Source organism: Pseudoduganella aquatica, assembly GCF_009857595.1.
Lineage (GTDB): Bacteria > Pseudomonadota > Gammaproteobacteria > Burkholderiales > Burkholderiaceae_D > Rugamonas > Rugamonas aquatica_A.
Genome location: NZ_WWCU01000026.1, coordinates 59,026 through 80,005, shown reverse-complemented (window position 1 = coordinate 80,005; position 20,980 = coordinate 59,026). Strand labels below are relative to the sequence as shown.

Sequence of the window (20,980 nt, the reverse complement as noted above, 5' to 3'; positions counted from 1 at the left end):
AAAGGCAAGAAATGAAATACAATCGCACTCTCTCGTTTGCGCTGGATCAAGCATGGAAACCAAATGGCTGGAAGACTTCATCTCGCTGGCCGAGACCAATAACTTCAGCCGTTCCGCCTCGCAGCGGCACGTCACGCAGCCGGCCTTCTCGCGCCGCATCCAGTCGCTGGAAAACTGGCTGGGCACCGACCTGGTGGACCGCACCTCCTACCCCACCCGCTTGACCCCGGCCGGCCTGGTGTTCTACGAGCAGGCGCTGGAAATGCTGGGCCAGATCAACGGCGTGCGCGAACTGCTGCGCAACAAGCGCGCCGCCGCCATGACCAGCATCGACCTGGCCGTGCCGCACACGCTGTCGCTGACCTTCATCCCGAAATGGATCACGCAGCTGGAGACGGATTTCGCGCCCATCAACAGCCGCTTGATGGCGCTCAACGTGCACGACGCCGTGCTGCAGCTGGTGGAAGGCGGCTGCGACCTGCTGCTGTGCTACCACCATCCGCGCCAGCCGGTGCAGCTCGATCCGGGCCGCTACGACATGCTGGTGCTGGGCCGCGAAGCGCTGCGCGCCTACGCCCGCTGCGACAAGACCAGGACTCCGGAGTTCACGCTGCCCGGCACCAAACAGGATCCGCTGCCCTTCCTTTCCTACACCAACAACGCCTACCTGGGCCGCATGGTGGAGCTGATCCTGGCAGACACCAAGACCGCGCTGCACCTGGAAAACCATTACGAAACCGACATGGCCGAGGGCCTGAAAATGATGGCGCTGGAAGGACGCGGCATCGCCTTCCTGCCCGAATCGGCGGTCACGCGCGAGCTGAAACAGAAGCTGCTGGCGCCCGCCGACGGCGGCGTGTCGGACTGGCAGATCGAGATGGAAATCCGGCTCTACCGCGAACGCCCTTCGCCCGCGCGGCCGGGGAAAATGATCGTCTCGCGGCTGTGGGACTACCTCGAAAGCCAGCAGAAAACCTCCGCCAAAAAGCAGCGCGTGCCCGCCTCGGAACGTTAAACTTCTGGCATTAATTGTGAGACTATGCATTTTTTGCATAGCCGGATGCGGATACAGCATTAGCCGCCCTGCGGGGCTCCAGCCTATGATTCGCTTCGCTAACGCAGCGCCACGAGCGCAGCGCCCAACGAAGCCTTAGACGAACAACAGGAGCCAACAGCATGACCACCGAACACGCACTGCCGTCCTACCTCAATCCCGACGATCTCGGTCCATGGGGCCAGTACCTGAAGCAGATCGACCGCGTTACCCCGCACCTGGGCAACCTGTCGCGCTGGGTGGAAACGCTGAAGCGTCCCAAGCGCATCCTGACCGTTGACGTGCCTATCGAGCGCGACGACGGCTCCATCGCCCACTACGAAGGCTACCGCGTGCAGCACAATATGTCGCGCGGCCCGGGCAAAGGCGGCGTGCGCTTCCACCAGGACGTAACCCTGTCCGAAGTGATGGCCCTGTCGGCATGGATGACCGTGAAAAACGCGGCCGTCAACGTGCCATACGGCGGCGCGAAAGGCGGCATCCGCGTTGATCCAAAGACCCTGTCGCGTGGCGAACTGCAGCGCCTGACCCGCCGCTACACCAGCGAAATCTCGCTGATCATCGGCCCAAACAAGGACATCCCCGCACCGGACGTCAACACCAATGAACAGGTGATGGCCTGGATGATGGACTCCTACGCCATGATCGAAGGCAACCTGTCGACCGGCGTGGTAACCGGCAAGCCAATCTCGCTGGGCGGCTCGCTGGGCCGCCGCGAAGCCACCGGCCGCGGCGTGTTCGTGGTTGGCCAGGCGGCAGCGGCCAAGCGCGGCGTGGCGATCCAGGGTGCGCGTGTCGCCATCCAGGGCTTCGGCAACGTCGGCGGCGTGGCAGCGACCATGTTCGCAGAGGCGGGCGCCAAAGTCATCGCCGTGCAGGACCACACCGGCACCGTGGTGCACTCGAACGGCCTGGACGTGGCACAGCTGCACAAGCACGTGGCTGAAGCGGGCGGCGTGAAAGGCTTCCCCGGCATCGAGCAGTTCATGGACCGCGACGCGTTCTGGGGCATTGAATCGGACATCCTGATTCCGGCCGCCCTGGAACAGCAGATCACCGCCGCCAACGCGCCGCTGATCCGCACCAAAATCATCCTCGAAGGCGCTAACGGCCCAACCACGCCGGAAGCTGACGACATCCTGTCCGACAAGGACATCCTGATCGTTCCGGACGTGCTGGCAAACGCCGGCGGCGTAACCGTGTCATACTTTGAGTGGGTGCAGGATTTCTCCAGCTTCTTCTGGAGCGAGGACGAGATCAACGCCCGCCTGACGCGCATCATGCAGGACGCGTTCAATTCGGTCTGGGAAGTCTCGCAGGACAAGAAGGTAACGCTGCGTACCGCGACCTTCATCCTGGCTTGCACCCGCGTGCTGCAAGCACGTGAAGTACGTGGCCTGTATCCATAATCCGATACGGCCCTAGCCATTACCGCGCCTGCCCCGGCTTTCAGCCTGGGCAGGCGTTTTTCGCATATAAAAGGATTTTTTCATGAGTAATCTGGAACAGAAAGCGCTGGACTATCACCAGGCCGGCGCCCCGGGCAAAATCGCCATCGCCGTCACCAAGAGCGTCGCCAGCCAGGACGACCTGTCGCTGGCCTATTCGCCCGGCGTGGCCGTGCCTTGCGTGGAAATCCAGCGCGACCCGTCGCTGGCCTACAAATACACCGCCAAGGGCAACCTGGTGGCCGTCATCACCAACGGCACCGCCGTGCTGGGCCTGGGCAATATCGGCGCGCTGGCCGGCAAGCCTGTAATGGAAGGCAAAGTGGTGCTGTTCAAGAAATTCGCCGGCATCGACTCCTTCGACATCGAAATCGACGAAACCGATCCGGACAAGCTGGTCGACATCATCGCCGCCCTGCACCCCACCTTCGGCGGTATCAACCTGGAGGACATCAAGGCGCCGGAGTGCTTCTACATCGAGCGCAAGCTGCGCGAGCGCCTGTCGATTCCCGTGTTCCACGACGACCAGCACGGCACCGCCATCGTGGTCGGTTCCGGCCTGCTGAACGCCATTGAAATGACCGGCCGCGACATCGCCGACGTGAAAATCGTCTGCTCCGGCGCCGGCGCCGCCGCCATCGCCTGCCTGGAACTGATCCTGTCGCTGGGCGCGCGCCGCGAGAACATCTTCGTCTGCGACAGCAAAGGCGTGCTGACCACCGCGCGCGAACTGGACGGCGAGAAGAAAGCCTGGGCGCGCGACACCCCGGCCACCAGGCTGTCGCAAGTGATCGAGGGCGCGGACGTGTTCCTGGGCCTGTCCGGCCCCGGCCTGCTGTCGCAGGCGGACGTGAAATCGATGGCCAAGCAGCCGATTATTTTCGCGCTGGCCAATCCGGAGCCTGAGCTGCGCCCTGAACTGGTGCGCGAAGTGGCGCCGGACGCCATTATCGCCACCGGCCGTTCGGACTATCCCAACCAGATCAACAACGCGCTGTGCTTCCCTTACCTGTTCCGCGCGGCGCTGGATTCGGGCGCCAGCACCATCAACCAGGAGATGAAGATCGCCTGCGTGGTGGCGCTGGCCGGCATGGCCCGCAGCGACGAGCGCTTCGGCAAGGACTACGTGGTGCCAGGCCTGCTGGACCCGCGCCTGCTGGTCGGCGTCACGCCCAAGATCGCGCAGGCTGCCTTCCGCAGCGGCGTGGCGCGCAAGGAGCTGGACCTGGAAGCCTACGCGGCCCACCTGGCCAAGCTGGGCGAGTCGCTGATCTGAAGCAGGCCGGCGGGTTACGCGGCTTTGCCGCTAACCCGCCCTACGCAAGGAATCAGCGCGCGGGTTCGCAATGCGCGGGGGCACGTAGGGCGGGTTAGCCGCGCAGCGGCGTAACCCGCCAACAACTGCCGCCCATCGCAACCTTTACAAGCGGCGGCGGGCGTGTGATATTGGCAGGCATTTCACAGCCCAGCCATCCAGGAGCACCGTTTGTTTACCATCATCATCCCGACGCATGAGCGCCCATTGCTGCTGCGCCGCGCCCTGCAGTCCCTGATCGCGCAGACCTATAAAGACTTCCAGGTGATCGTTGTCGACGATACCGGAGGCTATATTCCGCCATTCCCTGAACTGGCGGCCTTGGCCGGGCGCTACACCTACGTCATCCGCAGCGGCCAGAACGGCCCGGCTGAAAGCCGCAACATGGCGCTGGACCTGGCCAAGACGCCTTACGTGATGTTTTTGGACGACGACGACACCTTCGAGCCCGGCCACCTGCAGGCGTTGGCCGACCATATCGGCACGCGCACGCCGGAAATCGTCCACTGCGACTTCCGCGTGCTGCGCGAGGACCGCCGGCACAATCCGCCGCAGTTCCTGGGCAGCGACGACATGTCCACCGCCGGCATCACCGCCGACAGCATTTTCATCCTCAACCGCATTCCGAACAACTGCCTGGTGTACCGCCGCGACGTGGTGCAGAACGTGCGCCACGCCGGCGACATGCGCATCTACGAGGACTGGGACTTCCTGCTGGCCGCGCTGGCCGGACGCACGCTGGAGCATGTGGCCACCAACGGTGTGAACATCTACAAGAGCACTGCGGACTCGCCGGAAAACGAACGCCGCGGCAATACCCGCGACGACCTGCTGGTGCCCACCATGCTGTATTTGTACAAAAAGCACCCGGCGCCGAACATGGCCACCCGCCTGGGCCGCCAGGAACTGATGGCCCATGCCGGCCACCCCATCACACTGGAGCAGTGCTGATCCCTCACCAGGCGCAGGTGCGCAGGCCCGCAAACACGTGGTCTGTGCCCGGCAGCTGGAAATTGCGGAACTTGGCCGACCCCAGCCTCGACGGCGTGGCGAACGACGCGCCGCGCAGTACCTGGCTGGCGGCAAAGTGCGGCGCCGAATATTCGCGCCAAGGGCCTGGCTGGAAACCCGGGTAGGCTTCGAACGGCGTCGAAGTCCACTCCCACAGCTGGCCCCAGCTGAACGCAGCATGTCCGGACAGGGCCGCATATTCCCATTCCGCCTCGGTCGGCAAGCGCCGTTCGGCCCAGGCGCAATACGCCTGCGCCTCGTACAGGCTGATATGGCGCACCGGCTCCGGCCCGGCCAGGGTGCACAAATGCCCGAAGCGCATGGTGCGCCACACCCTCCCTGAACCACCGCCACCCTCGCGCTGCCAGTAGCACGGCGCGGAACGCTCCTGCCGCATCAGCCAGGCATTGCCGGCCGCGCTCCAGAACTGGCGCCGCTGGTAGCCGCCGTCCTCCACAAAGTCGGCGAACTGGGCGTTGCTGACCAGGGCCGCGTCCATGCGGAACGGCGCCACCCGGCAGGCGTGGGCCTGCAATTCATTATCAAAGACGAAACCGCCGTCGTCCGCGCTGCCCATCTGCAGCGTGCCGCCGGGGAAGCCGATCTCGGACTGCTGCGGCCAGGACGGCTCGTCGCGCGCCACGCCGGGCGGCACCGCCAGGCCCAGCGTCTGCAAGGCCGACAGCATGGCTTCGCCCTGCATATCCTCGTGCGCCAGCGCCAGCCGGTAGGGATACAGCTCGGCGTCGCTGCCGCCGCAGCGCGACAGGCGGTCCAGCACCCGGTCCAGCACTTCATGGCAATAGGTTTTCAGCGCGCCCGCGCCGGGCAGGTCCAGGTTCCAGCGCGCGCCGTGCGGCACGGTGTTGGCGTCGAACCAGTCATCGCCCTTGCTCAGCAAGGCGTTGGCCTCGGCGTCTGCCGGGTGGCTGGAGGCGGCCTCGCGCAACACGAACCACTCGGCGAACCAGGCCGTGCGGCCCAGTTCCCACAGCGGCGGATTCAGGCTGCGCAGCTGCGGCACGCGGATCGCCGCGTCCAGCCCGGCGGCCGCCGCGCAGTCGAACAGCGCCAGCGTATGCGCCCGCGCATGCAGCAAGGCCTCGGCCAGCTGTTGCGGCCGGGCGCTGCGGAATGATGCATGAATTGAACTCATGGCCGATTGTAACCGGAAAGCATGGGCGTCCGGCCTTTACAAGCGCCTGCCGCCGTGTGATATTCTGCAGCACCTATATTGGCGGGCCTATGCAAACACCTATCAAACTCACCTCCTTTTCCCACGGCGGCGGCTGCGGCTGCAAGATCGCGCCCGGCGTGCTGTCGGAAATCCTGAAAAACTCCCACGGCTTCCCGGTTCCCAAGGAACTGATGGTCGGCATCGAGACCTCGGACGATGCGGCGGTCTACAAGCTCAACGACGAGCAGGCCCTGATCGCCACCACCGACTTCTTCATGCCCATCGTCGACGATCCTTTCGACTTCGGCCGCATTGCCGCCACCAACGCCATTTCGGACGTGTACGCCATGGGCGGCACCCCCATCATGGCGCTGGCCCTGGTCGGCATGCCGGTCAACAAGCTGCCGATCGAGACCATAGGCCAGATTATCCGGGGCGGCGAATCCATCTGCGCCGAAGCCGGCATCCCCATCGCCGGCGGCCACACCATCGATTCGGTGGAGCCCATCTACGGCCTGGTGGTGCTGGGCCTGGTGCATCCGTCCAAGGTCAAGCGCAACAGCGGTGCGCAGGCCGGCGACGTGCTGGTGCTGGGCAAGCCGCTGGGCGTGGGCGTGCTGTCGGCCGCGCTGAAGAAGGACAAGCTGGACGCGGACGGCTACGCCGCCATGATAGCCAACACCACCAAGCTGAACAAGCCGGGCCAGGCGCTGTCGGCCATGCCGGGCGTGCACGCCATGACCGACGTGACCGGATTCGGCCTGCTGGGACATCTGCTGGAGCTGGCGCGCGGCGCCGGCCTGGAAGCGCAGCTGGAGATGGCGCGCATTCCGCTGCTGCCCGGCGTGGAGCAGCTGGCCAAGGACGGCTATTTCACCGGCGCCTCCGGCCGCAACTGGGACGCCTACGGCCAGGACGTGGCGCTGGACGCCGCCATCACCCCGGCGCAGCAGGCGCTGCTGACCGACCCGCAAACCTCCGGCGGCCTGCTGGTGGCCTGCGACGCGGCGAGCGTGGACGAGGTGCTGGCGCTGTTCGCGCGCGAGGGCTTCGAGGGCGCGGCCGTCATCGGCCGCACTGCGGCGGGCGCGGCGCGCGTGACGGTGGTGTAACCGCAGCGCAAACGCCGCACCGGGCATCCGGCGTCGCGACAAGGAAACAGGGCTCTGCCTTTGCTTTTGAAAACGGCCCGCAGCCTGTACGATGGGGGCTGTACGCGGAGCCTGTCTTCACGCCCCGCCAACCTTCACAACTTTTTTGAGAGACCGGTCGATGACCCCAGAACTGCGCCAATTGATTGATACCGCCCTGCAACACCTGCCGGCTGACGGCGGCGGAGGCTGCCCGCCAGAAAAAGCGCTGGCGATGGCTGAATACGTCGTCTCGGAGAATATCAACTACGCCGTCGAAATCGGCGTGTACAAAGGCCGTTCCTTCTTCCCCACGGCACTGGCGCAACAGTCCATCGGCGGTCAGGTCATCGGCATCGATCCCTACCTGAAGTCGAGTGCGCGTGAAAACGACCTGACGCCGGAAATGAAAGTGGTGGTCAACAACATCATCGACGCCTGGGACACGGTGGATAGCTATATTTCCAATATGCGCCGCATTGCGCTGTGGGGGCTGGGCAACAACGCCATGCTGCTGCGCGAAACTTCCGAGGTGGCCGTCAAGTACCTGCCGGACGGCATCGGCATGCTGCACATCGACGGCAACCATGACATTGAATTCGTGGCCAAGGACATCCTGTACTACCTGCCCAAGATCAAGAACAACGGCCTGATCATCATGGACGACACCGACTGGGATTCGGTGCGTAGCTGCCTGCCGCTGCTGGCGGCGCAGTGCAAACTGGAGTCCGAGCACGGCACCTGGCAGGTCTGGCGCAAGGCCTGAGGCGAACCGTACCAGGCTGCGGCGGCCCCCGCTCTTTGAAAATTGCCGGGGAAGCTGTACCATGAGGATGTGAGCCGCCGCGCGCCGCATCACCATCCTGATCCACCTGCTTCCCTTAGGAGTCTCCATGCAGGAGCAAGAACTTAAACAGAAAATCTACGCGACGATCCTGGAATTATCCGAAGGAATGTTGCAGCAAGTAGGTGACGACACCCCCCTGATAGGCGATGCCAGCGCGCTCGATTCCATGAAGCTGGTGGAACTGTGCCTGGCGCTGGAAGACCTGGGCGGCGACCTCGGCTTCGACTTCGACTGGACTTCCGACGCCGCCATGTCGCGCTCGCGCAGCATGTTCCGCGCGGCGGGCGCCCTGGCCGATGAATTCCTCGCGCAGATGCGCGGCAAACAATGATCGTCGTCACCGGCGCCAGCCGTGGCCTGGGGCGGGCGATCTGCGACCGCCTCCTGCAAAGCAATATCGAGGTATTCGGACTGGCGCGCGACACCAGCGGCCTGCCCTTCCCGGCCCAGGATTGCGACGTCGCGTCCTACGACACGGTGAAACAGGCGGCGAAAGCCATACGCCGCACCGGCCAGCCGGTGCACGGGCTGATCAACGCAGCCGGCATCGCCTCCATGAATCTGGCGCTGACCACGCCGGAGAGCGTCTCGCAGCGCATCATGGCAACCAATCTGCTCGGCACCATCTATTGCTGCCAGCATTTTGCGCCGCTGATGATACGCAACCGCGGCGGCGCCATCATCAATTTCTCGACCATTGCGGTGGCGCTGGGCTTGAAGGGCGAGTCGATCTACGCGGCCTCGAAAGCCGGCGTTGAAGGCTTTACGCGGGCATTTGCGCGCGAAATGGCGGACTTCGGCGTCAACGTCAATTGCATCGCGCCGGGTCCCATCGACACCAGCCTGCTCAAGGGCATCACCCCTGCGCAGATTGCCAATATCGTGGCCCAGCAAATTATCCCGACCCAGTTCACGGCGGACGCGGTGTGCGACTTGACGGAACTGCTGCTCGATCCCAAAAGCCGATCGCTGTCGGGCCAGATTCTCAACGTGGGGGGTGTCTGATGGAACTGATTGCCAAGTTAAGCAAAGTCTGGGACGGCTGCGATACCCCGTTCTTCATCCATCAGAACGGCGCGCTGCGCTTTGCGGACATCCTGGCCCAGCCTGCGGCCGACCTGTCGGGGGTCCGGCCCGGCGACGTGGTGGCCCTGATCGGCGATTTCACGCCCGCCTCCATCCTCACCCTGCTGCGCCTGATCGACCTCGACACCATCGTGGTGCCGTTGACGGCCGAAACGGCGCACGAGCATGAATATTTTTTCGATACGGCCCAGGTCGATGTCGTGATCGAAGGCGGCCAGGTGCGGCGCCGCCCCGGCACCCGCCACCATGAATTGATCGCGGCCCTGCGCGAGCGCGGGCACGCCGGCCTGGTCCTGTTCTCCACCGGCACCACCGGGCGGCCCAAAGCCATACTGCACGATCTGGCCCTGTTCCTGCAGCGCTTCGAGACGCCGCGCCCGACGCTGCGCACCATTAATTTCCTGCTGTTCGACCATATCGGCGGCATCAACACCCTGTTGCACACGCTATTCAACCGCGGCGTGGTGGTGGCGCCGGGCAGCCGCACCGTGCACGCCATTCTGGACACTTGCCGCGAGCACGCGGTCGAAGTGCTGCCGACCACGCCCACTTTCCTGCGCATGATGCTCATGAGCGGCGCCATTCCGGACCAGGTGCCGGCCTGCCTGAACGTGATCACCTACGGCACCGAGCGCATGGACCAGCCCACCTTGAGCGAATTGTGCCGCCTGTTGCCGGACGTCGATTTCCGCCAGACCTTCGGCATGTCCGAACTCGGCATCGTGCGCGTGAAATCGGAGCGGCGCGACAGTCTGTTCATGAAAGTCGGCGGCGAAGGCGTGGAAACCAAGGTGGTGGACGGCGTGCTGAAGATCCGCTCGCAGTCGCGCATGCTGGGCTACCTGAACGCCCCCTCGCCGTTCGACGCCGAGGGCTGGTATGACACCAAGGACGTGGTCGAAAGCAAGGACGGCCACTACAAGGTGGTGGGCCGCATCAGCGACGTGATCAACGTGGCCGGGCTGAAGTTCATGGCGTCCGAAGTCGAGCGCGCGGTGCTGGAGTATCCCGGCGTGTCGCTGGTGACGGCGCATGCGCGCAGCAATCCCATTACGGGCCAGCACGTGGAACTGAGCGTGCAGGCGGCCGACGGCCAGGAGGTCGACAAGGATGCGCTGATGGCCTTCCTGAAGTCGCGCCTGCAGCCGCACATGGTCCCCAAGCGCATCAAGATCGGCCAGGTGGCGGTGGGCCACCGTTTTAAGAAAGCATAATGGAATCTGTCCTGATCATCGGCACCGGCGGCCTGGCACGTGAATTCACCGCCTGGTGCGCCGCGCGCTACACGGTCGCCGGCTATCTCAGCAATAATGCAGAAGAACACGCGGCCTACCGGCTGCCGGGCCGCATCTTCATCGACCAGGTCACGCCGGAGCAGGCCGGCACGCGGCTCGCGTTCCTGGCGATCGGCTCCCCGGCGGTGAAACGGCAGATGCATGAGCGCCTGCTGCAGGCCGGCTTCAGCTTCCCGAGTTTTGTCCATCCGTCCAGCAGCGTGGCGCCGGCCAGCCAGCTGGGCGACGGCGTCATCGTGGCGCCGAACTGCACCGTCGGCCCCGGCGTGGTGGTGGGCCGGTGCAGCTATCTGAACTTCGGCTGCGGCATCGGCCACGACGCCGTCCTCGGCGACTACTGCCAGGTCAATCCCGGCGCGCAGATCGGCGGCAATGCCGCCCTCGACAGCGCCGTGCTGGTGGGCTCGAACGCCACCATCCTGCAGAAAGTGCGGGTCGGGGCGGATGCCACCATCGCGTCGGGCGCGCTGGTCATGGCCCGCGTGACGGCGGGCGCCACCATGATGGGCAATCCGGCCAAACGCATGCGCGCGTTCGAATAATGGCAAGAAAAAATATCGGTGTCTTGCTGGACGAGCACGATCCGGGCACGCACAGCGTCGCCCGCTGCCTGATGGCCGCGCTGGAGCAGGAGTTCCAGTTCACCGTGCTGGCCGCCGGCAATGAACCAGCTGTGCCGCCGTTCGAGCTGCTGCTCGATTTCCGCCCCGCCGGGGCGGCATCGCCCGCCGCCGGTGCCGCCAGCACGCTGCGCTACCTGACCGCCGCTGCCTCTGCCGCCGGGCCGGAGGCGCTGCTGGGCGCCAGGTCGTTTATCGTTGACCGCCATACCGCCGCCGCGCAGCAGGCCGATATTTTCCCGGCCCTGCGCCCCATGGCGCGCGGCGTGGATTTCTCTATCTTCAACGTGCAAGCCCACCGCACCGGCGCGCTGCGCCTGGGCTGGGTGGGCGATGCCGGCGCGCCGGGCAAGGCCGAACTGGCGCTGCTGGCCGAGGCGCTGGGCGACGCCTACCAAATCAGCGTCATCAGCGGCCAGTCCAGCCCGCAGATGCTGGCTGCCTTTTACAACTCCATCGATGTCCTGATCGTGCTGTCGGACCTGGAGCTGGCGGCGCAGCAACTGCTGGAGGCGGCCGCCTGTGGCGCCTTTGCGCTGTGCCTCAGCCCGGTGGTCCTGCCCGCCTGTATCGCCGGCCACCTGGGCGGCCTGGTGCTGGCTCCTTCCGCGCCGGCGCTGCGGGCGGGCCTGAACTGGTGCGGCCAGCAGGTGGAGCACATCCGCGTGGCCGGGATGCGCAACGCGCAGCGCGTGGCGATGGAACACAACTGGGCGCTGCTGGCGCCGGCCTGGAGCGCGCTGCTGCACCGGGAAATGGCGCAGTGCCCGCCGCAGGCTGCCGCCGCGCCGCTGGACCTGCTGATACTGGACGATATCTTCCCGCTGCTGACATCGGCCTTCCGCATCGCCGAATACAATTGCTATCTCAGCCATTTCGAGCGGGCGGCGGTCCACTCGACCGCCACGTCCTTCCCGCCGCATCGCCAGCAGGAAGGCATGGGGCCGGCGCGCCAGGAGTACGAAACCCGGTATCCCGAACACGCCGGCAAGGTCAGGCTAGGCGATCCGCGCTGGCTCGAGCCGGCCAGGGTGGCGTACATGGTGTTCATCAACAACGCCTACACTTTCTGTCCGGCGCTGGAACGGGCCGGAACGCCCTTCATTTTTTGCCTGTACCCCGGCGGCGGCTTCGCCATCGACGGCGAGGAGTCCGACCGCAAGCTGCGCCGGGTGTTGTCGTCGCCCTGCTTCCGCAAGGTGCTGTGCACACAGAAAATCACCTACGATTACCTGATCCGCAAGCAATTCTGCCGTGCCGAGCAAATTGAATTTGTCTACGGCGGCGTCAACTCGGTGCCCGAGACCTATCCGGCGCCCAAGCTGAAGTTCCCGGCGCAAAAGGCGCAATTCGACATCTGCTTTTCGGCCTACCAATACAGTCCGCAAGGCATCGACAAGGGCTACGATGTGTTCGTCGCCGTGGCCAAGCTGCTGCACGCACGGCACGCCGACATGGTGTTCCATGTGATCGGCAACTTCACGCCGGACGTCATCGACGTCAGCGAACTGGGCCGCAGCATCGTGTTTCACGGCTCGCTGCACACCGAGGCGCTGCACCAGCTCTACCGCTCGATGGACATCCTGCTCTCGCCCAACCGGCCCTTTATCCTGTCGCCAGGCAGTTTCGACGGTTTCCCCACCGGCGCCGCCCTGGAGGCGGGCGTCAACGAGGTGGCCTTGTTCGTTTCCGACCCGTTGCAGCTCAATCCCTTCGCCGACGGCACCGACTTGGTGATAGTCCAGCCCGAGCCACACAGCATTGTGCAGCAGATCGCGGCGTACTATCGCGACCCGGGGGCGCTCTACGCGCTGTCCGCGCAGGGCGCGGCCAGTTTGCGGCGGGTACTGAACCTCGATACCCAAATGGCGCCAAGGCTGAGTCTACTGGAACACGCGATCTCGGCAAGCTGAGCCCGGTAGCCAGGGATTGCTTGCCAAAACAACTTGCCGTGGGAGATGATGACGCTAAGCCCATTGCCCCACCGCCCCACCATACGCCCTATGAAACCTATCTACGTCACCGAGCCCACCCTGCCGCCCCTGGAAGAATTCATTCCCTACCTGCAGCAGATCTGGGACAGCAAAACGCTGACCAACGGCGGCCCCTTCCACCAGCAGCTGGAAGCCGAGCTGTGCCGTCACCTGGGCGTGCGGCACGTGTCCCTGTTCACCAACGCCACCATCGCGCTGATCACCGCCTTGCAGGCCCTGCGTATCACCGGCGAAGTGATCACCACGCCGTATTCCTTCGTCGCCACCGCGCACTCGCTGCTGTGGACCGGGGTGAAGCCGGTGTTCGTCGACGTCGACCCGGTCACGCTAAACCTCGACCCGCGCAACATCGAAGCGGCCATCACGCCGCAGACCACGGCCATCATGCCGGTGCACTGCTACGGCACGCCCTGCGACGTCGATGAAATCCAGCGCATCGCCGACACTTACGGGCTGAAAGTGATCTACGACGCGGCCCATGCCTTTGGCGTGCGCAACCAGTCTGGCAGCATCCTCAACTACGGCGACCTGGCGGTGCTGAGCTTCCACGCCACCAAGGTGTTCAACACCTTCGAGGGCGGCGCCATCATCTGCCCGGACGCCAAGACCAAGCAGCGCATCGACCATCTGAAGAACTTCGGCTTTGTGGACGAGGTGACGGTGGTGGCGCCCGGCATCAACGGCAAGATGAGCGAGTTCAACGCCGCGCTGGGACTGCTGCAGCTGAAGGATCTGGAACAGGCGATCCAGAAGCGCCAGCTGATCGACGCGCGCTACCGTCGCGAACTGGCCGGCGTGGCCGGCATCCACTGCGTGCCGCGCGGACACGAGGGCGTGTCCAACTACGCCTACTTCCCCATCATGGTGGGTCCGCAATACAGCCGTAGCCGGGACGACTTGTACCGCAGGCTCAAGGAGCACGGCATCCATGCGCGGCGCTATTTCTATCCGCTCATCAGCGACTTCCCCATGTACCGGGGCCTGCCGTCGGCCGCGCGCTCGACGCTGCCGCTGGCGCGCCAGGCCGCCGACCAGGTGATCTGCCTGCCGATCTACCCGACGCTGCCGGAAGAAGCCCTGGAACGCATCATCTCGCTAATACGCGCAGGCTGAGCCCAGTCCCCGGCAGCGCTAAATGCCGCGCTTGATCTTCAGGTTGGTGTCCGCGGGCATCAGCCCGAGGCGGCGGCCGTGATGTTTCAGGAACATCCAGCTGTTGCGCTCGTGGGCGAAGATGGCCGGATCGCTGGAGGTGTGGTTGTCGTGCACGCGGAACTCGCTCAGCAGGTCGGCCAGGAACACGCACTCGCCCCTGCCCAGCATGTGCAGATAGAGCGCCACGTCGCCCGCCCCCTTGGTTTCAAAGCCGCTGAAACTCATCACCGAGGGCGCCATGGTCAGCGCGTCCGCGCGCCGCAGCATGACCGACGACGGCGGCCCGATGAAATTGCGGCCGGTGGCCAGCGTGAAGGCCGCCAGACTCAAGCCGCTGATTTCGCAGCTGGCATTGGCTACCGCCAGCAGCTGTTCCTCGAACCGCTCTCCAGCCGCGTTGATGGTGTAGCGGCGCGAAATGGCCAGCGCGGCGTCCGGGCAGGCCTGCATGCCTTGCACCATGCGTTCCACGCAGTGCGGCAGCAGCACATCGTCGTCGTACAGCGGCTTGATCAGTTCACCGCGCGCCTCGTGGATGCCGCGCGTCAGGCTTTTCACCTCGCCCAGCGGCGGAGTGTTCTTCAGGTAGCGCACCCGGCCGGCGCCCGCGCTGGCCTCGATCAGCTGGCGGATGTCGCCATCGCCGCTGTCGTCCAGTACGAGGATCTCGGTATGGGCATAAGTCTGCGCCAGCGCACTTGACAAGGCGGCCTCGAAATAGCGCGCGCGGTAGCCGGGAATCACGATGCTCACCAGGGGCTGGGCGTCCAGCACCGGCTTGCACGGCAAGAATTCCATAATCAGCTGGCCGGGCGCGCCGGCCACCTGGCCAGCCAGCGGCGCCATGCCGCTTTCTCCGGGCTGGCGCCGCACCGCGCTGTCCAGTCCGGCAAGCATGGCGGCGCGCTGCAGGTCCTGCGCGCTGTAGGTCCACTGGCGCCCCTCCATCCGCATCTGCAGATTGAGCGCCTCGGCCGGATTGTTGATCCACTGGTGCTCCGGCGCGCCGGGCGCGCTTTGCGCGGCAAACGTGGCCAGCATGGCGCCCAGATCCGGCGTGGCAACGCGCAGAATGGCGCCGCGCGCCAACACCCGCCGGCACTCGCGCAGGAACAACAGGCCCTGCTCCTGGCTCAGGTATTCAAGATGGTTCTGGCAGTGGATGCCGGCAATGCTGTGATCCGCGAACGGCAGGCCTTGCGACAGGTCGAGCTGCAAGTCCGCGCCGGGCGCCTGGGATACCGACGCGAAGCCGGCCAAGGCGGCATTGCCGGCCCCGATGTTCAGGAAGTGTTGCGTCATATCAGGCTGCGGCACGGCGGCTAGGTGTTGAAAAGAGTACGACCTTATGCAATCTGGCAGGCAATGTCAATCATGCCGGCGCCGCCGCAACAGCCGGCCCGGACACTACGGGGCGGCTCCGGCGGCGCGCAGCGCCACCTGCTGCGCCTGCTTGTAGCCGCGCCGCCGCAGTTCCGCGCCGTTCCCGCTGCACCAGTTCATGGCCTCGTGCAGCGCGGCGCCGGACGGCGCCGCCAGCTGCGCGCCGGGCTGCCGCTCCAGCAGTTCGGCCAGGCGGCCCTGGCGCACGCCCAGCAGGTACACGCCGCAGGCCATGGCGGCAACGGCGGCGGACAGCGCATAGTCCTGCTCCGACGTCAGCAGCAGCACATCGATGGACTGGAAGAAGGCCGCCGCCTGGGCCGGCGCCGCCTGCTCGTCCAGGATGGCCATCTGGTGCCGGCTGCCCATGGCGGGAATCAGCAGGCTGTTCACTTCATCCGGCCGCTCGGGCACCGTGCCCACCCAGCCGAAACGCACCGGGCCTTCACGGTAGGCATCCACATGGAAGGCGCCGAAATCGATGCGGCGCGCAAACTCGCCCAGCAGCGCTTCCGGCGCATTGCCCGCAGGGACAGCCGCATCCCCCAGCGCCGCGCGGACCTGCCGCATGCGCTCGACCAGGGCGGCGCCCGGCTCGAAGGAGCGCTGCAGGCGGCCGGTTTCGATCAGGTCCGTCCAGCCGCGCAGCACCACGGGCCAGGCATAGCATTCGCTCCAGTGCGCGCGGCTGATCTCGCCCAGCTCCTTGCGCAGCGCCCGGTTCGCTGCCAGCTGCCGCAGGCGCGGCATAAAGCCGGGCAGGTCCGTGATGAAGCCGCCCAGATGGTCGTTGGCGGCGCCGCACTGCGGCGTGGCCAGCCAGGGCTTGCCGTGCGACATGGCCTCCAGCAGGGTGATGGGCGAGCCCTCGCCGTGCGAGGCCAGCACCACCACGTCCGCCGCGCGCATGGCGGCCGACACCCACTCCGGCGGCAGGCCCGGGATGTATTTGATTTCCGGGCGGCTGGCCAGCTTGGCCTGCACCGCCGCCACGCAGTCGGTGGCGCCGGTGGGCGTGCCTATCATCACCAGCTGCCAGTTGGCCGGCATGTCGGGCAAGGCGTCGATCAGGCCGACGTGGTTCTTCACCCAGTACAGATTGGCCACATGCAGGATTACGAAGCGGTCGGCCGGAATGCCGAGCTGCTGGCGGAAATCGCCGGCCGGCACGGCCTGGCTGCTGGCGTTGGGCAGGTAGACCGGCTCCACGCCGGCTTCCCGCATAAAGCGGTGGTCCGGCCCGCTCTTGGTCATGGTCAGCGCGGCGGTGGACGATTTCAGGATGGCGGCCAGGCGCTGGCGGAAGTCCTGCTTGTCCTTCCAGCGCGCGTAGCCGTCCTCGTTGATGATGGGCTGCACCAGCACCCGCGTATGCGCCGGCGGCGCGAGCTGCTCCACGCTCCAGACGATGGTGCCCAGCGGATCCTGGATCAGCAAGCAGGTGTCGTAGGCGCCGGAGGCCACCGCCGCGCGGATGGCGTGCTGGAAAGCCGGCATGTCCACGCTGATGATGGCCACGCCCTCATGGCTGTCCGCGCTGCGGCCCGGAAAAGCCAGCGTCATCACGCTGACGTCGTAGCCGGCCGCCACCAGTTCGCCGCCCAGCTGCCCCATGCTCGTCTCCAGCCCTCCGATGGAAGGCCAGAAATGGCTGCAGGCGATCAGTATTTTTTTGCGCATTGGGGTCGCTGTCGTAAATGGTCCGGGCCGCCGGGGCGGCAGCCGCGCTTAGGCCTCCATGGCCAGGCGCAGCTCCTCCATGGTAGCGCGCAAGCGGGCGTTGTAGCGCGCCATGGAGTCGTCCATCTGGTGGTTGGTGTTGAAGCCGTTCCACCATTCCTCCTCGCGGATGGCGGCGGCGCTGGCGTCGGCATGGCCGCTGGCGCGCTTGTGCTTCTCGTAGTATTCGCGGCTCTGGCAGACGTAGTGGTTCATGCGGAACTGGCGGTAGCTGGGCACGTAGTCAGGCATAAAGCCCCAGGTGATGGGCCGCATCTGCTCGTCGACGGTGCCGCCGGGCGTGGCGAACACGTGGCCGCTGGACGAAATCGCCGTCTGCTGGCGGCCCTTGACCAGGCTTTTCACGCGGCTGTGCGCGTAGAAGCTGTCCTCGGCGCGCATGCGGAAGTTCTCGGTGATCAGGCCTTCCGGTTCGGCCACGTGGCCCGAGCTGCCGAAGTTCACGTTGTAGACCCCGAGCGCCGACGCCGGCATGCTGTCGTACTGCCACAGCGCTTCCTGCATGGTGTAGGCCTTGGTCGGGAACAGGAACTCGTCGCCGTCGATGAAGCCCATCCAGTCGACTTCGTTCATATAATTCTGGCAAGCGTGCTGGTAGGCCTGCAGCTGGATGCGGTCGCCCGGCGAGGGCAAGGCGATGATGTTGATGTCGAGCCGTTTTTTCAGCTTCAGCAGGATCTCTACCGTGTCGTCCTGGCACATGTGGGCGTAAAAGTAGAACTTGCGGAAGCCAACCAGGTAATGAAACGCAAACCACTCCAGCAGCCAGGGGCCGCGGTCGCGCTGTATGGTAACTAGCCCTAATATCATTCCCGACCTTCCCGGCCCTATAGCCTTATAGCAACACAGACCATTGTACGAGTCGCCAATTCGGCTGGTCAAGCGCTAATCGGCCTGCCCGCCGCCGCAAATTCGCTTGACAAGCGGGAAGCAGCTCCCTTACATTAAAGCCCATGTTCCCGCATCCGCACCTATCCGCTTTCCTGCTGCCGGCTCCTAGCGCCCTATCGCTAGCGCTGCGCCTACTAGCACGCGCCTAAAAAGCACGTCTCAGTTGTACCCCTGCGCCGGCCACAAGCTGCGCAAGTCTCCCAAAAAATCAGGAAAGTTTGCACCGATGTCCACCACGGCTATTCACACGCACCGTAGCACCGCACGCACCTCTCAAGGTTTCGCGCTGCTACTGCTATCGCTACCGACCGGTTGCCAGGCCTAGCGTCCCGTGGCCGTCTGGCAGCCCGCGCCACATCGAATGCGCTTTACCTTCCAAAAATTCAGAAGACTCAGGAGTACCACATGATGTTGCAAAACCCAGCAGCGAAATACCGCGCCTTCCCGGCTGTCCAATTGACCGACCGCACCTGGCCGAACGCCGTCATCAGCAAGCCGCCGATCTGGATGAGCACCGACCTGCGCGACGGCAACCAGGCGCTGATCGAGCCAATGAGCCCGGAGAAAAAGCTGCGCTTCTTTGACATGCTGATCAAGATCGGCATCAAGGAAATCGAAGTGGGCTTCCCTTCGGCCTCGCAGACCGACTTCGACTTCGTGCGCAAGCTGATCGACGAAGACCGCATTCCGGACGACGTCACCATCATCGTGCTGACCCAGTCGCGCGAAGAACTGATACGCCGCACCGTGGAAGCGGCGGCGGGCGCCAAGCGCGCCATTGTCCACCTGTACAACTCGGTGGCGCCGGTGTTTCGCAAAGTGGTGTTCGGCATGTCGCGCGAAGAGATCACCAACATCGCCACCACCGGCACCACGCTGGTGAAAGAGCTGGTGGCCCAGCATCCGCAGACCGACTGGGGCTTTGAATACACGCCGGAATCGTTCTCCACCACCGAACTCGATTTCTCCAAGCATATCTGCGACGCCGTTTCCGCCATCTGGAAACCGACCCCGCAGAAGAAAATGATCATCAACATGCCGTCGACGGTGGAGTGCAGCACGCCTAACGTGTATGCCGACCAGATCGAATGGATGTCGCGCAAGCTGGAGCGCCGCGATTCGCTGATCCTGTCCGTGCACCCGCATAACGACCGCGGCACCGCCATCGCCGCCGCCGAACTGGCCGTCATGGCCGGCGCCGACCGCGTGGAAGGCTGCCTGTTCGGCAACGGCGAGCGCACCGGCAACGTGGACCTGGTGACGCTGGCATTGAACCTGTACACCCAGGGCGTGCACCCTGGCCTGGACTTCTCCGACATCGACAGCGTGCGCAAGCTGGTGGAGGAATGCAACCAGCTGCCGGTGCACCCGCGCCACCCATACGTGGGCGACCTGGTGTTCACCGCCTTCTCCGGTTCGCACCAGGATGCGATCAAGAAGGGCTTCGCCAAGCAGCAGCCGGACCAGCCTTGGGAAATCCCTTACCTGCCTATCGACCCGCAAGATCTGGGCCGCAGCTACGACGCGGTGATCCGCGTGAACAGCCAGTCCGGCAAAGGCGGCATGGCCTATCTGCTCGAGCAGGACTTCGGCCTGGTGCTGCCGCGCCGCCTGCAGATCGAGTTCAGCCGCGCCGTTCAGGCCGTGGCCGACCAGACCGGCCTGGAGATCACCTCCGAAGGCATCCACCAGATCTTCAGCCAGGAATACCTGGAGCAGACCGCGCCTTACGCCTACAGCTCGCACAAGATGCAGGAAGACACCACCAGCGACGAGCCGGTGCAGATCGACATCGCCCTTAGCCACCGTGGCGCCAGCATGGCGCTGCAAGGCGGCGGCAACGGCCCGATCGACGCCTTCGTCGACGCGCTCGGCCTGGACATCAAGCTGATGGACTACCACGAGCACTCGATCGGCTCCGGCGCCAACGCCAAGGCGGCCTGCTATGTTGAACTGCGCCTGGAAAACGGCCCCACCCTGTTCGGCGCGGGCATAGACAGCAACATCGTCACCGCCTCCTTCAAGGCCGTGCTGAGCGCCGTCAACCGCCAGATCAAGCAGCGCGAAGCAGCCTCCGCCCCGGCGGACGCCGGCGCCGCCGCATAAAAAACGTCCCGGCCAGCCGCCGCCAGAGCCGGATATTGAAGGGCGCCCCAGGAGGGCGCCCTTGTACCTTTATCCGAGTCCTCACATGCGCAAACTGATCCCCGCTGTCCTCTTAAACTCCCTCTTCGCCAGCGCTCACGCCGCACCCCCGCCCGGCCAAGCGCACGCGCGCCGCCTCGGTGGGTAACGCCAGCAGGGATTTGAATTTCCTGATCAAGGACGCGCGCATCGACGGCCCCGTGGTGCTGGTGGATCCGCCGCTGGACGAGGCCCTGGCCGCCCCGCAAGCGGCGGCCCTCGATACCGCACTGGCCTGCCTGGACGCAGCAAGCAGCGGCAAGATAACCGCAGCGCCGGCTTGCGCCTACGCCCCCGGCGGCGAAACCGGCGTCAAGCTGGCTGCCGCGCAGGCGGCGCAAATAGCCAAGCCCGCCTACTGGCGCTCGCGCGCCTCCGAAATCGACAACCTGCCCGCCAGCGCCAGCCAGCTGCGCACCGCGCGCAAAACCTTCGGCGACCTGCCGCTGGTGGTGCTGGCGCGCAGCGACGCTGCACAGGCCACCGCAGCGCAGCATCTGGCCAGCCTGTCCACGCGCGGACGCAGCGTGGCGCTGCCGGACACCGGCCTGCCCCTCCTGTTCGCGCAGCCCGAAGCCGTCAGCGCCGCCGTGCTGCAAGTGCTGGAGGCGCTGGAAAAACCACAGCCCTGAACGCCGGCCTGCGGCCCG

The 20,980-nt window shown here is 65.4% G+C and carries 18 protein-coding genes; 14 read left to right on the top strand and 4 right to left on the bottom strand.

The features are described 5' to 3' along the window. Positions 1 to 52 precede the first annotated feature (52 nt). The 4 genes from GTP77_RS20615 (at position 53) to GTP77_RS20600 (ending at position 4,768) form a co-directional block, all read left to right on the top strand. Positions 53 to 1,015 carry a LysR family transcriptional regulator gene (locus tag GTP77_RS20615; protein WP_161074025.1) on the top strand — a complete coding sequence of 321 codons (963 nt, stop codon included), beginning with the start codon at positions 53 to 55 and terminating at the stop codon, positions 1,013 to 1,015. A gap of 161 nt (positions 1,016 to 1,176) precedes the next feature. Next, a complete protein-coding gene (locus tag GTP77_RS20610; protein ID WP_161074024.1) occupies positions 1,177 to 2,463 on the top strand; it encodes a Glu/Leu/Phe/Val family dehydrogenase in 1,287 nt (428 codons plus the stop codon). Between the two features lie 82 nt (positions 2,464 to 2,545). Next, positions 2,546 to 3,778, top strand: a complete 1,233-nt coding sequence (locus GTP77_RS20605) for a malic enzyme-like NAD(P)-binding protein (protein WP_161074023.1) — start codon at positions 2,546 to 2,548, stop codon at positions 3,776 to 3,778. A gap of 210 nt (positions 3,779 to 3,988) precedes the next feature. After that, complete coding sequence (locus GTP77_RS20600) at positions 3,989 to 4,768, top strand: glycosyltransferase family 2 protein (RefSeq protein WP_161074022.1); 780 nt, start codon at positions 3,989 to 3,991, stop codon at positions 4,766 to 4,768. 4 nt (positions 4,769 to 4,772) lie between these two features. Here the strand turns inward: GTP77_RS20600 and senA are convergent, their stop codons facing one another. Next, positions 4,773 to 5,984, bottom strand: a complete 1,212-nt coding sequence (senA, locus tag GTP77_RS20595; protein WP_229202274.1) for a selenoneine synthase SenA — start codon at positions 5,982 to 5,984, stop codon at positions 4,773 to 4,775. 89 nt (positions 5,985 to 6,073) lie between these two features. Here senA and selD point away from each other — a divergent pair, with 89 nt between their 5' ends. From selD to GTP77_RS20555, 8 genes are all read left to right on the top strand, one after another. After that, the gene (gene selD, locus GTP77_RS20590) at positions 6,074 to 7,117 is read left to right on the top strand and encodes a selenide, water dikinase SelD (RefSeq protein WP_161074021.1); all 1,044 of its coding nucleotides are present in this window, start codon (positions 6,074 to 6,076) and stop codon (positions 7,115 to 7,117) included. Positions 7,118 to 7,277: 160 nt separating this feature from the next. Then, positions 7,278 to 7,901 (top strand): class I SAM-dependent methyltransferase, encoded by a 624-nt coding sequence (locus GTP77_RS20585; protein WP_161074020.1) that lies wholly within the window; start codon positions 7,278 to 7,280, stop codon positions 7,899 to 7,901. Positions 7,902 to 8,028: 127 nt separating this feature from the next. After that, positions 8,029 to 8,313: an acyl carrier protein gene (locus GTP77_RS20580; RefSeq protein WP_161074019.1), complete on the top strand. Its 285-nt coding sequence runs from the start codon at positions 8,029 to 8,031 to the stop codon at positions 8,311 to 8,313. Then, a complete protein-coding gene (locus GTP77_RS20575; protein ID WP_161074018.1) occupies positions 8,310 to 8,987 on the top strand; it encodes an SDR family NAD(P)-dependent oxidoreductase in 678 nt (225 codons plus the stop codon). The genes GTP77_RS20580 and GTP77_RS20575 overlap by 4 nt, the downstream gene beginning before the upstream one ends. Further along, positions 8,987 to 10,282, top strand: coding sequence for a class I adenylate-forming enzyme family protein (locus GTP77_RS20570; protein ID WP_161074017.1), 1,296 nt, complete (start codon positions 8,987 to 8,989; stop codon positions 10,280 to 10,282). Before GTP77_RS20575 ends, GTP77_RS20570 begins: the two co-directional genes overlap by 1 nt. Continuing rightward, positions 10,282 to 10,905, top strand: coding sequence for an acetyltransferase (locus GTP77_RS20565; protein WP_161074016.1), 624 nt, complete (start codon positions 10,282 to 10,284; stop codon positions 10,903 to 10,905). The genes GTP77_RS20570 and GTP77_RS20565 overlap by 1 nt, the downstream gene beginning before the upstream one ends. Further along, positions 10,905 to 12,896, top strand: a complete 1,992-nt coding sequence (locus tag GTP77_RS20560) for a glycosyltransferase family 4 protein (protein WP_161074015.1) — start codon at positions 10,905 to 10,907, stop codon at positions 12,894 to 12,896. Before GTP77_RS20565 ends, GTP77_RS20560 begins: the two co-directional genes overlap by 1 nt. Positions 12,897 to 12,944: 48 nt before the next feature. Continuing rightward, on the top strand, positions 12,945 to 14,090 hold the full coding sequence (locus tag GTP77_RS20555; protein ID WP_161074037.1) for a DegT/DnrJ/EryC1/StrS family aminotransferase: 1,146 nt from the start codon (positions 12,945 to 12,947) through the stop codon (positions 14,088 to 14,090). A gap of 18 nt (positions 14,091 to 14,108) precedes the next feature. On the opposite strand, the gene GTP77_RS20550 is transcribed toward GTP77_RS20555, so the two are convergent. The 3 genes from GTP77_RS20550 to GTP77_RS20540 all read right to left on the bottom strand — a co-directional run bounded on the left by GTP77_RS20550 (position 14,109) and on the right by GTP77_RS20540 (position 18,065). Further along, entirely contained in the window at positions 14,109 to 15,434 is a 1,326-nt protein-coding gene (locus GTP77_RS20550) for a glycosyltransferase (RefSeq protein ID WP_161074014.1), read from the bottom strand. A 105-nt stretch (positions 15,435 to 15,539) separates the two neighbouring features. Further along, positions 15,540 to 17,195 carry a glycosyltransferase family 4 protein gene (locus GTP77_RS20545; RefSeq protein WP_161074013.1) on the bottom strand — a complete coding sequence of 552 codons (1,656 nt, stop codon included), beginning with the start codon at positions 17,193 to 17,195 and terminating at the stop codon, positions 15,540 to 15,542. A 48-nt stretch (positions 17,196 to 17,243) separates the two neighbouring features. After that, entirely contained in the window at positions 17,244 to 18,065 is an 822-nt protein-coding gene (locus GTP77_RS20540) for a glycosyltransferase family 2 protein (RefSeq protein ID WP_161074012.1), read from the bottom strand. Between the two features lie 486 nt (positions 18,066 to 18,551). On the opposite strand from GTP77_RS20540, the gene leuA reads away from it, so the two are divergent. Then, positions 18,552 to 20,252, top strand: coding sequence for a 2-isopropylmalate synthase (leuA, locus tag GTP77_RS20535; protein WP_161074011.1), 1,701 nt, complete (start codon positions 18,552 to 18,554; stop codon positions 20,250 to 20,252). Positions 20,253 to 20,452: 200 nt separating this feature from the next. Beyond that, on the top strand, positions 20,453 to 20,962 hold the full coding sequence (locus GTP77_RS20530) for a hypothetical protein (RefSeq protein ID WP_161074010.1): 510 nt from the start codon (positions 20,453 to 20,455) through the stop codon (positions 20,960 to 20,962). The last annotated feature ends 18 nt before the right edge of the window (positions 20,963 to 20,980 follow it).